The sequence below is a fragment of the Rhizobium esperanzae genome (genome assembly GCF_002204185.1).
Taxonomy (GTDB): Bacteria; Pseudomonadota; Alphaproteobacteria; order Rhizobiales; family Rhizobiaceae; genus Rhizobium; species Rhizobium esperanzae.
Genome location: NZ_MXPU01000017.1, coordinates 29,410 through 43,717, shown reverse-complemented (window position 1 = coordinate 43,717; position 14,308 = coordinate 29,410). Strand labels below are relative to the sequence as shown.

At 61.2% G+C, this 14,308-nt stretch carries 11 protein-coding genes; 6 read left to right on the top strand and 5 right to left on the bottom strand.

Features of this window, described 5'->3' with window-relative positions; all coding sequences use genetic code 11:
- Positions 1–193: 193 nt before the first annotated feature.
- On the top strand, positions 194–1,225 hold the full coding sequence (locus B5E41_RS22910; protein WP_085779519.1) for a LacI family DNA-binding transcriptional regulator: 1,032 nt from the start codon (positions 194–196) through the stop codon (positions 1,223–1,225).
- 56 nt (positions 1,226–1,281) lie between these two features.
- Here the strand turns inward: B5E41_RS22910 and xylA are convergent, their stop codons facing one another.
- The 5 genes from xylA to B5E41_RS22885 form a co-directional block, all read right to left on the bottom strand.
- Entirely contained in the window at positions 1,282–2,592 is a 1,311-nt protein-coding gene (gene xylA / locus B5E41_RS22905; RefSeq protein WP_088396184.1) for a xylose isomerase, read from the bottom strand.
- 180 nt (positions 2,593–2,772) lie between these two features.
- Positions 2,773–4,227: a xylulokinase gene (gene xylB, locus B5E41_RS22900; RefSeq protein WP_088396183.1), complete on the bottom strand. Its 1,455-nt coding sequence runs from the start codon at positions 4,225–4,227 to the stop codon at positions 2,773–2,775.
- A 20-nt stretch (positions 4,228–4,247) separates the two neighbouring features.
- Positions 4,248–5,270, bottom strand: coding sequence for a LacI family DNA-binding transcriptional regulator (locus B5E41_RS22895; RefSeq protein WP_088396182.1), 1,023 nt, complete (start codon positions 5,268–5,270; stop codon positions 4,248–4,250).
- Between the two features lie 203 nt (positions 5,271–5,473).
- Positions 5,474–7,075 carry a DHA2 family efflux MFS transporter permease subunit gene (locus tag B5E41_RS22890; RefSeq protein WP_088396181.1) on the bottom strand — a complete coding sequence of 534 codons (1,602 nt, stop codon included), beginning with the start codon at positions 7,073–7,075 and terminating at the stop codon, positions 5,474–5,476.
- 44 nt (positions 7,076–7,119) lie between these two features.
- Positions 7,120–8,331 (bottom strand): HlyD family secretion protein, encoded by a 1,212-nt coding sequence (locus B5E41_RS22885; RefSeq protein ID WP_088396180.1) that lies wholly within the window; start codon positions 8,329–8,331, stop codon positions 7,120–7,122.
- A gap of 150 nt (positions 8,332–8,481) precedes the next feature.
- Between B5E41_RS22885 and B5E41_RS22880 the strand changes: the two genes are divergently transcribed.
- The 5 genes from B5E41_RS22880 (at position 8,482) to lysS (ending at position 14,303) form a co-directional block, all read left to right on the top strand.
- Positions 8,482–9,162 (top strand): TetR/AcrR family transcriptional regulator, encoded by a 681-nt coding sequence (locus B5E41_RS22880; protein ID WP_088396179.1) that lies wholly within the window; start codon positions 8,482–8,484, stop codon positions 9,160–9,162.
- A gap of 106 nt (positions 9,163–9,268) precedes the next feature.
- Positions 9,269–10,105 (top strand): AraC family transcriptional regulator, encoded by an 837-nt coding sequence (locus tag B5E41_RS22875; RefSeq protein ID WP_088396178.1) that lies wholly within the window; start codon positions 9,269–9,271, stop codon positions 10,103–10,105.
- Positions 10,106–10,323: 218 nt separating this feature from the next.
- Positions 10,324–11,073: a TerC family protein gene (locus B5E41_RS22870; RefSeq protein ID WP_088396177.1), complete on the top strand. Its 750-nt coding sequence runs from the start codon at positions 10,324–10,326 to the stop codon at positions 11,071–11,073.
- A gap of 244 nt (positions 11,074–11,317) precedes the next feature.
- Positions 11,318–12,784: a glutamate--tRNA ligase gene (gltX, locus tag B5E41_RS22865; RefSeq protein WP_088396176.1), complete on the top strand. Its 1,467-nt coding sequence runs from the start codon at positions 11,318–11,320 to the stop codon at positions 12,782–12,784.
- A gap of 22 nt (positions 12,785–12,806) precedes the next feature.
- The gene (lysS, locus tag B5E41_RS22860) at positions 12,807–14,303 is read left to right on the top strand and encodes a lysine--tRNA ligase (protein WP_088396175.1); all 1,497 of its coding nucleotides are present in this window, start codon (positions 12,807–12,809) and stop codon (positions 14,301–14,303) included.
- The last annotated feature ends 5 nt before the right edge of the window (positions 14,304–14,308 follow it).

The window sequence follows — 14,308 nt, the reverse complement described above, 5'->3', positions numbered from 1 at the left end:
TCTGAAAACCGCCTCAGGCCCTCAAACAGGCACGCGCACGCGGCTCCCGTCCGCTTCGAGCCTTATGTAAACCTTTACATGAGGCATGTAAAGGTTTACATCGTGGATTAACACAGATCAGTTGACGCTTGCCTTTGACCTCTCGGCAAGTCTGTGTAGTGTCGCGGCGAAGACAGCCCCAAGGCAGAGCGCAGTGTCGAATTCCACGCCCGCAACCATCGAAGACGTCGCCCGGATCGCCGAGGTCTCCATCGCCACGGTTTCCCGGGCAATCCACACGCCGGAAAAGGTCGCCAACTCGACGCGGCTCAAGGTCAATCAGGCGATCGCCATCACCGGTTATACGACCAATGCCATGGCGCGCAGCCTGAGGCTCGGCCGCTCCAACATGATCCTCGTGGTGGCGCCCGATATCGGCGATCCCAATTTTTCCAATATTCTCGTCGGACTGGAGAACGAGGCCCGCGCTCACGGCTACGGCGTCCTGATCGGCCACACCCAGAACGATGCCCAGCGCGGCCTGGAATATCTGAAATTCTTCAACTCGAACCAGGCGGCCGGGCTCATCCTCTTCACCGGCATCCTCCCCTTCGGTCATCAGACCATGACGGCGCGGCTGCCGCCGAGCGTCGGGGTTTTCGAACCGGTCTTCAACGGCGGCATTCCCTATGTCGGCGTCGACGATACCGAGGGCGCCAGGAAAGCGGTGGACCTGCTGCTGGCCGAAGGGCATCGCAAGATCGCCTTCATCGGCGATTCCCGAACCCGGCTCGCCTATACCAGGCGCCGCATGGGTTATGATGCCGGTCTCGACGCTGCTGGCGTCCCGCCCGACTTACGGATCGTGCTCGAGGGCGACGGCACGATCGAAAGCGGCCGGCACGCGGTCGAACAGCTTTTCATGCGCGACACGCTTCCCACAGCCTTCATGTGCGTGAACGACCAGACGGCGATCGGCGTCATGATCGGGCTCGGCGCGCGAGGCTATGATATTCCGCGAGATTTCTCGGTGACCGGCTTCGACGACGTGCCGCAGGCCGTCTTCATATCGCCATCGCTGACGACGATCCGCCAGCCGAGAACCGCGATCGGCAAACAGGCGATGGCGCTGCTATTGGAGCTTCTGTCCGACGGACGCCCGGCCGAGACGGAAATCCTGCTGAGGCCGGATCTGGTGGTGCGAAACTCCGTCTCCGCGCCCTCACGCAACTGGTTGAAGCGATGAGCCGAGAATAATCTAGAAGGGTGACGCCGGCGACCGCTGGCCGCCGGCGCGCTTTATCAAACGTAACGGTTGACGACGTTTTCGAGCAGTTCCTGCTTGCCGGATCTCGGCTGCGGGTTGACGTCGTGGCTCTCGACCCAGTTGGTGATCTCATCCAGCGAATACTCACCGCGGAAGAGCTTCTGCGCCTCGGCCGATTCCCAGCCGGCGTAACGATCGGCGAGCGGCTGCGACAGGGCCTTGTCCTCGATCATCTTGGCAGCCGCCTTGAGGCCGCGGGCGCAGCAATCCATGCCGCCGATATGACCGATCAGGAGGTCTGCCGGGTCGAGTGACTGGCGGCGCAGCTTCGCATCGAAGTTGGTGCCGCCGGTCTTGAAGCCGCCGCCTGCCAGAACGTGATAATAGGCAAGCGCCATTTCCGGAACATTGTTCGGGAACTGGTCGGTGTCCCAGCCGGACTGGTAGTCGTTGCGGTTCATGTCGATCGAGCCGAAGATGCCAAGCGCATTGGCAAGCGCCAGCTCGTGCTCGAAGGAATGGCCGGCAAGGATTGCATGGCCCTGCTCGATATTGACCTTCACTTCGTTTTCGAGACCGTGCTTCTTGAGGAAGCCATAGACGGTCGCGACGTCGTAATCATACTGGTGCTTGGTCGGCTCCTGCGGCTTCGGCTCGATCAGGATCGTGCCCTTGAAGCCGATCTTGTGCTTGTATTCGACGACGAGGTTGAGGAAGCGGCCGAGCTGGTCGAGCTCGCGTTTGAGATCGGTGTTGAGCAGCGTCTCGTAACCTTCGCGGCCGCCCCAGAGCACGTAGTTCTCGCCGCCGAGCTTCTGCGTGGCGTCGATGCAGGTCTTGACCGTTGCAGCGGCGAAGGCAAAGACGTCTGGATCGGGGTTGGTCGCCGCACCCGACATGTAGCGGCGGTTGGAGAACAGGTTCGCCGTACCCCAGAGCAGCTTGGCGCCGGTCGCCGCCTGCTTCTCGGCGAAATAATCGACGATCTCATTGAGGTTCCTGGTGTTCTCGGCAAAATTCTTGCCCTCCGGGCGCACATCGGCGTCATGGAAGCAATAGTAGGGTGCGCCCAGCAGCGAAAAGAATTCGAAAGCGACATCGGCTTTGAGTTTGGCCGCCTTCATCGTATCTTCGAACCAGGGACGCAGGAAGGTCTGGCCGCCGAAGGGGTCGCCGCCCGGCCAGGTGAAGGTGTGCCAGTAGGCCACCGCAAAACGCAAATGGTCTTCCATGCGCTTGCCGAGGACGATCTCGTCCGGCTTGTAATAGCGGAAGGCCAGCGGATTGGTGCTGTCCGGGCCCTCATATTTGATCTTCTGGATATCGCCGAAAAATCCGGTGCTCATGTTGGGGTCTCCTTGGGTTCGTCGTTCAGTCTTATCGTTCGTGCCACCAGCCCCCTCATCCGACCCTTCGGGCCACCTTCTCCCCGAGGGGAGAAGGGGAATGGGGCGCTCCAGCGAGTCTCTTCTCCCCTGGGGGAGAGGGTGCCGGCAGGCGGATGAGGGGGCCGCCGGCTCCAGTTCTCAACGCGCCAGCGACTTGATCGCCGGATAGAGCGCCCGATAGCGCTTGTAAGCGTCCTCGTAAGCGTCCTTCAGCGCCGCGACCGGTTCGATCGTGCCTGCTGTCATCGGCGGCGTGCAGACGGCGATCGGAGCGGCACCCGTCGCCGCGATCAGACCGAGACGGGCAGCGCCGAAGGCCGCGCCGAAATCGCCGTCAGCCGGCAGGTCGACCGGAACGCCGAGCGCGGTGGCGATCGACGCCAGCCAATAGTGCGAGCGCGAACCGCCGCCGATTGCGGTCACGCGCGCGATGCCGGTGCCGGCCGAACGCAACGCTTCGAGGTTGTCGCGGATGGCGAAAGCCACACCTTCGAGCACGGCCTGGGTTAGCACCGCGCGGCTGCTCTCATGTCCGAGGCCGATGAAGGCGCCGCGGATGACAGCGTCATTGTGCGGCGTACGCTCGCCTGAGAGATAGGGCAGGAAGGTGATGCCGGTCGGCGCCTTCAGCGTCTCGCCGAGTTCGCCTGTGAGATCGGCGGCCGATTTGCCGGTCACACCGGAATGCCAGTTGAGCGCATCGGTGGCCGAGAGGATGACGCCCATCTGATGCCAGGTGTTGGGCAGCGCATGGCAGAAGGCATGTACGGCGCTTTCCGGCTTCGGCAGATAGGAGCCGTTGGCGGCAAAAAGCACGCCCGAGGTGCCGAGCGAGACGAAGGCTGCGCCATCGCTGACCGTGCCCATGCCGCAGGCCGAGGCTGCATTATCGCCCGCGCCGCCGGCAACGACGACCGAGCCTGATATGCCCCACTGGGCCGCGAGGTCGGATCGCAGTCTGCCGGCCTGATCGGTCCCTTCGACAAGCGCAGGCATCTGCTCTCTCGAAAGGCCGGTGGCGGCAAGCAGTTCCGACGACCATCCGCGCTTGCCGGTATCGAGCCAGGAGGTGCCTGCGGAATCCGACATTTCGGAAATATATTCGCCGGTCAGCCAGAGACGCAGATAATCCTTCGGCAGCAGTACCTTGGCAACCTTCGCGAAAATCTCAGGCTCATGCTTCCTGACCCAGGCGAGCTTGGGCGCCGTAAAGCCGGGAAACACGATATTGCCGGTCAGCGCCCGGAAACGGGGGTCGGCGTCGAGTGCGGCGGCTTCGACGTGGCTGCGTGTATCGTTCCAAAGAATGCAGGGCCGCAATACCTTGTCGCTCGCATCGATCAGCGTGGCGCCGTGCATCTGGCCGGAAAGGCCGATGCCCTTGACTGCAGCGAACTCCTTTGAATGTTTTGCCTTGAGCCCGGCGACGGCCTCCTCGGTCGCGCGCACCCAGTGAGCCGGTTCCTGTTCCGACCACCCGGAATGCGGGCGCGAGACGTCGAGCGCACCGTTGGCCGAACCGACGATCTTCTGGTCGTCGTCGATCAGCATCGCCTTGACGCCGGAGGTACCGAGATCGAGACCGAGATACATGTGGCATTCTCCCTTTGCCGTTACGGCAGATTGTCCTTCAGGAATATGTCGAGGCGGATGCGTTCCTGCGCTTCGATGACGGCGAGCCCGTCCGCCTTGGCCTTCAGCACCCGGATGGCGCTGCGCACCTCATGACCGGCATTCTGATTGAGAATCGCATCGATCGTGTTGTCGATGAGCGCCGCCCGCGTGTGGGCGGTCAGTTCGTGGGCAATGACTGTCAGCGTCCGATCGACGGCCTTCTCCTTCAGCGCCCGGATAAGGCCGCGATTGCCGGCGCCGAGACTATAGATGCCGATAATGTCGGCATTCCCGAGTGCCTCTGCGACGAGCATATGGGCGAGCTCCGGATCGTCGCGACCTTCCAGAACCGGAAGGATCGCAAGATCGGGAAACTCCTCTGTCATGACCGAGGTAAACCCTTCCAGCCGCTCGCGATGGTCGCGCACCAGCATGGAGCCGGCGAGGACGGCGATCTTGCCCTTTCGCGGCCCGAGGAACCGGCCGAGCAGACGGGCCGCCGTGCGGCCTGCCGCGATATTGTCGACGCCGGCGTAGTGATGGCGCAGCGATCCGGTAAGATCGGACACCAGCGTGACGATGGGAAAGCCCGCATGCACCAGCCTGTCGACGACGGCACGCACGTCGGGCGCATCGGTCGCAACCATTGCGATGCCGCAAGGCTTTTCCCTGGAAAGCCCTTCGAGCACGGCGACGAGAGCGGCCGAATCGAAGGCAGGCACCTCGATGGTGCGAATATCGGTGCGTTCGGCCGGCGAGCGGAGGATCGCCTGCCGGATTTCGGCATTGAGCCCGTGCATGAAGGAATTGTCGCTGGCCGGCAGGATGAAGACCAGCGGATAGGTGCGACCCTTGGCGAGATTGGCGGCGGCGACGTCCCTGACATAGCCGAGCTCGCGGATTGCGGTCTCGACCTTCTCCCGCGTGACATGACGCACACCAGGGCGCTGATTGAGAACCCGGTCGACAGTCGCGAGACTAACGCCCGCCGCAGCGGCGATATCGTGAACAGTTGGCCTCATCATTCCTCCTGACGAGACCATTAGCGCCAAATCTGATGTACGTAAATCAAAAAAACCAGCGGGGCGATTGCGGCATTATTTTTCCGCCATTGGTCCGCTGACGCCGATTCGATGAGCGATCACCCATCTGATGACACAGAGGCTGGGAAACCACAACAAAAAGGCCCTCCGGAGAGGGCCTTTTCGAGGGACGGGGCCGGAGGTCAGTGGCCGCCGCCACCTCCTCCGCCGCCTTGCGGCGCGGGTTTCTTGATCATCGCGACACCGAGGATCATCGCAACGAACAGCGCGGTCAGGATCAAGAAGACATCGCTGAACGAGAGGATAACCGCCTGCTTGGTGGCGAGGCCGACCATCTGTTTGATGGCGACAGAGGCGCCGTCCATGCCGTAGCTGTTGAAATTGGCGGCCATGTTGTTCATCTGGTCTATCGCCGCCGGATTGCCCCAGTCCACATTCTCCCGCAGCCGCTCGTAGTGCACATCCTGCCGGCTGGTGAGCACGGTGTTGATGACCGCGAGGCCGACGGCGCCGCCGAGGTTTCTGGTCAGGTTGAACAGACCGGACGCGCCGCGGATGCGCGACGGCGGCATCGTGCCAAGCGCGATGTTGTTGATCGGCACCATGCACATCATCAGGCCGAAGCCACGCAGGATCTGCGGAATGAAGAGTTCGTAGAAATCCCAATCCGCCGTCAGGTGGATCATGATGTATGTGCCGGCGGCGAAGCTGATAAAACCGATCACCATCATCAGGCGCAGGTCCATCTTGGTCGACAGCCGCCCGGCGATCGGCGCGGTGAAGAACATCGCAAGCCCGGAGACGAACATCGTCTCGCCGATCATCAGCGAATCATAGCCGCGGATACGCCCGAGATAGACTGGGTAGATATAGGTAAGGCCGTAGAGCCCGATCCCCATGACGAAGGAAAAGACCGAGCCGAAGGAGAAATTCCGGTTCGCAAAGGCCTTCAGGTCGACAACGGGAAACTCCACCGTGAAGGCGCGATAGAAGAAGACGATGGCCGCGGCGCCGGAGGCGACGGCAGCCAGCGCGATGGAATTGTCGTTGAACCAATCGTTTGAGTTGCCCTCTTCGAGTACATATTCCAGCGCGCCGAGGAAGACGCCCATCGAGATCAGCCCCCACCAGTCGAACTTCTTGAAGAGCGACAGTTCCGGCTTGTCGAAGTCGATGAAGTTCCAGGTAACCAGCGTGACGATGATGCCCGGAACGATATTGACGAGGAACAGCCAGTGCCAGGAGAAGGCGTGGCTGAGATAGCCGCCGACGGTCGGGCCGATGGTCGGCGCAAGCGTGGCGATCAGGCCGATGATCGGCGAGACGATGCTGCGCTTCGACGGCGGGAAGATGGTGAAGGCGGCCGCGAAGACCGATGGGATCATGCCGCCGCCGATGAAACCCTGGATGGCGCGGTAGACGATCATCTGGTCGATATTCGTCGCCGTAGCCGCTAGCGCACTCGCCATGGTGAAGCCGGCGGCCGAGATCGCGAAGAGGTAGCGCGTCGAGATGATGCGCGCCAGTGTTCCCGAAAGCGGGATCATGATCACTTCAGCGATCAGATAGGCCGTCTGCACCCAGCCGATTTCGTCGGAACCGGCCGACAGGCCGGCCTGGATTTCGGCAAGCGAAGCAGAGACGATCTGAATGTCGAGAATCGACATGAACATGCCGAGCACCATCGCGAAGAAGGCGATGAGCTTCCTCGGATCCATGCGATCCGCGGCGTGGGCAGGCGTCGCCGGCATCGTTCCCGCTGTTGCTGTCGCGCTCCCGGCCATCGGACCACCTCCGCCTTTCCTTTTGCTGGAATCGCTCCGAAGGTTTACTTGTTCGGTGCCGTGCGGGTATCGACGTCGACGACGACGCTGAGGCCCGCGCGCAGACGCCCGGTGTCGAGCGCATCCTGCGGCAGCGCAATGCGCACCGGCACGCGCTGGATCACCTTGGTGAAGTTGCCCGTGGCATTTTCCGGCGGCAGCAGCGAAAAGACCGAACCGGAAGCCGGCGAGATCGATTCGACGGTGCCGACGATCGGATGGTCGTCATAGGCATCGACATGGACGTTGACCTTCGAGCCCGGCACGAGATGCTGAATCTGCGTTTCCTTGAAATTGGCGTCGATATAAAGTTGGCGCACCGGAACGAGCGCCATCAGGCGCTGGCCGGGCGATACCAGATCGCCTTCCTGGACAGATCGGTTGCCGACGATGCCGTCATATGGCGCCTTGAGCACGGTGAAGGAGAGGTCGCGGGCGGCCTTGTCGCGCTGGATTTCCAGCGTGCGGACGGAACCTTCCGCTTCCCTGCGCTGGGCTTCGAGGATGGCGATATTGGCTTGCGCCGCCACGATATTGGCGTCGCCGCCGGCAAGATTGGCCTTGGCCTGATCGAGTGCGGTATTGGCATCATCGAGATCCGCGGTGGTGCCGACCGACTTTGCCTGCAGATCGCTCTGGCGTTTCTGCTTGATTTCCGCGCCCCGAACCGTGGCTTCGAGGGCAGTCTTCTGAGCCTGGGCCTGCACGAGGCTCGCCTTGGCGCCTTCAATCTGCGCATCAATACGGCTTAGCGAAAGCTGCTCGGTCGCGATCTGGGCATTCGCCTGATCGAGGGCATTCTGGTAGTCGCCGTTATCAAGGGTGGCGAGAACGTCGCCTGCCTTGACTTCCTGGTTGGCGACAACATTCACCTTCGCGACATAGCCGGTCACCTTCGGTGAGATGGTCGCGATATCGCCTTCGACATAGGCGTCGTCGGTCGACACCATGAACCGGCCGTTCATCCACCATTCGTATCCATACCAGCCGCCGCCCGCAAGCAGGGCAAGCACGACGATCGGCAGCACCGGGCTGCGGCGCTTCTTCGCCGCAGGAGGAGCAACCGGGGCCTGGGCCGGCGCAGATTGTGCAGGAGCAGCCGGCTTTTCCAGGGCTTCCGCCGTCGGCGCCTCGGCAATGACCGTGACCTTTGCCTCTTCGGCTTCGGCGTTTTCGCTGACGATACGCGCGACGTTGCTCTTCTGGTTGCTCGACATGGCCACTTTACCGATCTTGGAGTAATAATCGAACTGAACGGTTCGGTTCAGTTGACATAAACCTGTTTTATCGTCATATCAAGATGTATAGAACCAATCGGTTCGATTTCTTTAAAGAAAGTACGAAACCGTGAACACGGTTAAGGAGATATGACGCTAAAGCCCGACCATGCCGCCGTCTTCAGCCCACCCGTTGGAGGAGGCCGATTTGCCGCTGGCGAAGATCCGGCAAAACGCCAGCAAATCCTCGCCGGCGCCAAGCGCGTCTTCATGAAGATGGGTTTCGACGCTGCCAGCATGAACGACGTGACGCGCGAAGCCGGAGTCTCCAAGGGGACGCTCTACGTCTATTTCACCAACAAGGAAGAGCTGTTTTCGGCGATGATCGAGAACGAGCGCGCCGCTTTCATGGCGGCCGTGCGCACAGCGCTTGCCGAGCATGACGACCCGGAATCCGGCCTGTACGAATTCGGGATAAGCTTCGTCACCCACATGACCGATGAAAAGGTCATCAGCGCGATGCGCACCGTTCTCGGCGTTCGCGACCGCATGCCGGTGCTCTGTCAACGCTTCTTCAAAGGCCCAGTAAACCTGCGCACCATCATGCGCGACTTTTTGGAACAGCATATCGCCGAAGGCCGGCTCGAGATCGACGACATCGATCTTGCCGCCGGCCAGTTTCTCGATCTTGCCAGCGGCAGCTTCTTCAAGCTCCGCCTGTTCGGCAGCATGGAAGAACCGCCGACTCGCGAGGAAATCGACCGCGTCATCCGCGGTGCGATCAAGGTCTTCATGGCAGCCTACGGCGTGCGCCGGCACGAGACTGCCTAACCCGCATCCTTGACCGCCGCTCTCCTTCGGCCAAAACTCCGCAAAAACGATCAAACCCGGCTGCCGGCTTTTCTCTAAAGAAGAAGCCGCAACCAGGGAAATGAAGATGAACGCCATCGCACGGGCGATCTGGTTCATAGAGAGCCATTTCGAAAGCGATATATCGCTGGAAGAGATATCGGAAGCAGCCGGATTGTCGCGCTACCATCTGTCGCGCGTCTTCGGGCTCGTGACCGGCCACTCGATCAGCAGCTATATGAGAGGGCGGCGCCTCAGTCGCGCCGTGCCCGCATTGGTAAGCGGCTCATCCACCATTCTCGAGGTTGCCCTTTGCGCGGGCTACGGCTCGCACGAAGCTTTCACACGTGCCTTCCGCGACCAGTTCGGCATGACGCCGGATGCCGTGCGCAGACAGGGACACGCCCGCAACCTTGTTTTACTGGAGCCGATCCGAATGGATACCGACCACCTCAACGATCTCGAACCACCCCGTTTCGAGACTCTTCAACCAATGCTCTTTGCCGGCCTGCAGGAGACCTACCCTTATGGCGACAATGCCGCCATCCCCTCGCTTTGGCAGAAGTTCAATAGCCATTTCGGGCATATTCCCGGCCAGAAAGGCAATGTCGCCTATGGCATCTGCAGGCATATCGGCGAGGAGGAGAAATTCCGCTACATGGCCGCAGCCGAGATTTCCGACGCCGGCGACTTGCCCGCGGATTTTACGACGCTCAAGCTTCCGGGACAGCGCTACGCCGTCTTCACCCATCGCGGCCATGTCTCCGGCATTTCCCTGACCATGCACCGGATTTTCGGCACATGGTGGCCAACGTCAGGCCTGGAACATGGCGAGACCCCTGACATGTTCGAACGCTACGACGAGCGCTTCGATCCCTATACCGGCATGGGCGTCACCGAAATCTGGCTGCCGATTAGAGCATGATGCCGAAACGTGTAAGCGGTTTTCGGACGACGTCATGCTCCAACTCTTCATTTAGAATGGGATTCAAATTTAAGGCCGACCCGGCCTTAAATCATCCTGTTCTAGGGAATAAAAGTCATATCAGTTTCGTATACCGGCTTGTGGCGCTTGTCTGGCAGGCAGGCGCCATTACATTGCGCGCGTCGTTTCATCATGTGACGCAAAGAGGGTATAGGCTGATGCAGGAAATCATGACGCTCATTCAGGACCCGGCCGCCTGGGTGGCGCTCATCACACTGGTGGTGATGGAGGTCGTTCTCGGCATCGACAACCTGATCTTCATTTCCATTCTCACCAACAAACTGCCGCCCGAGCATCGCGAGAAAGCCCGCCGGATCGGCATCGGCCTTGCCCTCGTCATGCGCCTGGCGCTACTCGGCACCGTCGCCTGGATCGTGCAGCTGACCGAACCGCTGTTTACGGCCTTCGGACACGGCTTCTCCTGGAAGGACCTGATCCTGATCGCCGGCGGCCTATTCCTCGTCTGGAAAGCCACCAAGGAAATTCACCACACGGTCGACCCAGTGGATCATCAGGAGGATTTCATCGCGAAGTCCGTCACGACGGGCTTTGCATCGGCCATCGGCCAGATCCTGCTGCTTGACCTGGTCTTCTCCGTCGACAGCATCATCACCGCCGTCGGCATGACGCCGCATCTGCCGATCATGGTGATCGCCGTCGTCGCCGCGGTGACCGTCATGCTCGTTGCCGCGACCCCGCTCGCCAACTTCATCGAGCGAAATCCGACGATCGTCATGCTGGCGCTCGCCTTCCTGCTGATGATCGGCACGACGCTGATCGCCGAAGGCATGGGCTTCCACGTGCCGAAGGGCTACGTCTACGCCGCCATGGCCTTCTCGGCGCTGGTCGAGGTGCTGAACATGTTCGCGCGCAACGCCCGCAAGCGGAAACGCGAAGCAGCGCATTGAGGCTGATGCGGGAGGGCGCGCCGCAACCGGCGCACCCTCTCAAGCGCCGGCAAGCCGTTGCGGACGCGGTTTTTCTTGACGCGCCCGGTTGAATATGGCCTAAGGCCAGCCGAACGGACGATCGGCGAATGGTGCGGGCGAATGCCCTTTTTCGGCCGGTTTGCCGATGAAGATATCTGCATCCTTCCGGCCGAACCTCGCTTTCCCGTGAAAGCAGTCCGGCATCCATTGACGGGCACATACAATGACAAATTCCGGGACAGCTTCCGGCGTCCGCGTCCGCATCGCTCCCTCGCCGACCGGCGAGCCGCATGTCGGCACCGCTTACATCGCTCTCTTCAACTACCTCTTCGCCAAGAAGCACGGTGGCGAGTTCATTCTGCGCATCGAGGATACCGATGCGACGCGCTCGACGCCGGAATTCGAGACGAAGGTCCTGGATGCGCTGAAATGGTGCGGGCTGGAATGGAAGGAAGGCCCCGATATCGGCGGCCCCTACGGCCCCTATCGCCAGTCCGACCGCAAGCCGATGTATCAGCCCTATGCTGAGGAACTGCTGGACAATGGCCATGCCTTCCGCTGTTTCTGCACGCCAGCCCGCCTCGAACAGATGCGCGAGACGCAGCGCGCCGCCGGCAAGCCGCCGAAATACGACGGCCTCTGCCTCAATCTGACGGCCGAGGAAGTCACCTCGCGCGTGGCAGCCGGCGAGACGACCGTCATCCGCATGAAGATCCCTGCCGAAGGCTCCTGCGACTTCACTGACGGCGTCTATGGCGATGTCTCCATCCCGTGGGATTCCGTCGACATGCAGGTGCTGATCAAGGCCGACGGCATGCCGACCTATCACATGGCCAATGTCATCGACGACCATCTGATGAAGATCACCCATGTGGCGCGCGGCGAGGAATGGCTGGCTTCGGTGCCCAAGCACATCCTGCTCTATCGCTATTTCGGCTGGGAGCAGCCGGTCTTCATGCATCTGTCGCTGATGCGCAACGCCGACAAATCGAAGCTGTCGAAGCGCAAGAACCCGACCTCGATCTCCTACTATTCCGCGCTCGGTTATATCCCCGAAGCGCTGATGAATTTCCTCGGCCTGTTCTTCATGCAGATCGCCGAGGGCGAAGAGCTTCTGACGATGGAAGAACTGTCCGAAAAGTTCGATCCGGATAATCTCTCCAAGGCAGGCGCGATCTTCGATGTCCAGAAGCTCGATTGGCTGAACGGCCGCTGGATCCGTGAAAAGCTCTCCGAAGAGGAATTCCGGGCGCGCGTACTGACTTGGGCGATGGAAAACGACCGCCTGATGGCGGGACTACGCCTGTCTCAGACGCGCATCTCCAAGCTCGGCGAGCTACCCGATCTCGCCAGCTTCCTGCTGAAGTCCGATCTCGGCCTGCAGCCGTCCGACTTCGCCAAGATCAAATCGCCGCCGGAAGAGATCCTGGAGATCCTCAACACCGTCCAGCCGGATCTCGAAAAAATCCTGGAATGGAATGTCGAGACGATCGAGGCGGAGCTGCGCGCCATAGCCGACCGCATGGGCAAGAAGCTGAAGGTCGTGGTGGCACCGCTCTTCGTCGCCGTCTCCGGCTCGTCGCGTTCGCTGCCGCTCTTCGATTCCATGGCGCTCCTCGGCCGCTCCGTTGTGCGCCAGCGCCTGAAGCTCGCGGCCCAGGCGGTCGCCGCCCTCGTCGGCTCTAAGTAAGCATAGTCAGAGGATTTCGACAGTGGCTGACAACAAGACCGAAAACACCCTTTCCTCCGACGCGACCGAGGTGCGCGCCCAGAAGCTGAAGCTGCTGCGCGAGCAGATCGGCGATGTCTATCCGGCGCATTTTCACCGGAGCCTGACCAATACCGAGCTTGCGACGAAATACGAGGGTCTGGAACCCGATGTCGAGACGCAGGACATCGTCACCGTCGCTGGCCGGGTCTATTCCTCGCGCAACTCGGGCATGTTCATGGATATCCATGACGCCTCCGGCAAGATCCAGATCTTTTCGCATAAGGATGTAACAGGCGAGGAAGCCCGCGCCCTGCTGCCGATGATCGACATTGGCGACATCATCGGCGTCACCGGCATCGTGCGCCGCACCAAGCGCGGCGAACTGACGATCAACGCCCAGAAGATCGAGATGTTGACCAAGTCGCTGCTGCCGATGCCCGAGAAGTGGCACGGCCTCTCCGACATCGAGCTGCGCTACCGCAAGCGCCATCTCGATATCATGACCAACGAGGATTCGAAGCTGCGCTTCCAGCAGCGCTCGAAGATCGTCTCCGGCATCCGCCGCTTCATGGAAAATGACGGCTTCATGGAAGTCGAGACGCCGATGCTGCAATCGATCTATGGCGGCGCCACCGCCGAGCCGTTCAAGACGCATCACAACACGCTGAAGCTCGACATGTATCTGCGCATCGCGCCGGAACTGTTCCTGAAGCGCACGCTGGTCTCCGGCCTCACCGACAAAGTCTTTGAAATCAACCGCAACTTCCGCAACGAAGGCGTCTCCACCCGGCACAATCCCGAATTTACGATGATGGAGTGTTACTGGGCCTATGCGGATTACGAGGACATGATGGACCTCGTCGAGCGGCTGTTCGAGACCCTGGCTCTCTCCATTCACGGCACGACGGAATTCGACTTCGGCGACAAGCGGTTGTCCTTCAAGGGGCCGTTCAAGCGCGTGCCGATGCCCGATGCCGTCAAGGAAGCCACCGGCATCGATTTCCTCGCCATCAAGACCGATGAGGAAGCGCGCACCGCCGCCAAGGCCGCCGGCTTCGCGGTGGAGAAGGATTGGACCTGGGGCGAGTGCCTTGCCTTCATCTTCGAAGAAAAAGTTGAATCCACCCTGATCCAGCCGTCGCACGTCACACATTTCCCGAAGGACATCTCGCCCTTCGCCAAGGAAGTGCCGGGCGAACCGCGTTTGGTCGAGCGCTTCGAGACCTATTGCAACGCCTGGGAACTCGGCAACGCTTTCTCGGAACTCAACGATCCCGAGGAACAGCGGCGCCGCATGGTCGAGCAGTTGGAACAGGCGCATGCCCGCGGCGAAAAGGAAAAGCAGCTGGACGACGAATTCCTCGACGCGATTGACCAGGGCATGCCGCCGGCCGGTGGCCTCGGCATCGGCGTCGACCGCCTGATCATGCTTCTGACCAACGCTCCGTCGATCCGCGATGTCATTCTCTTCCCGGCCCGCCGCAACAAGGCAGACTGACAGAC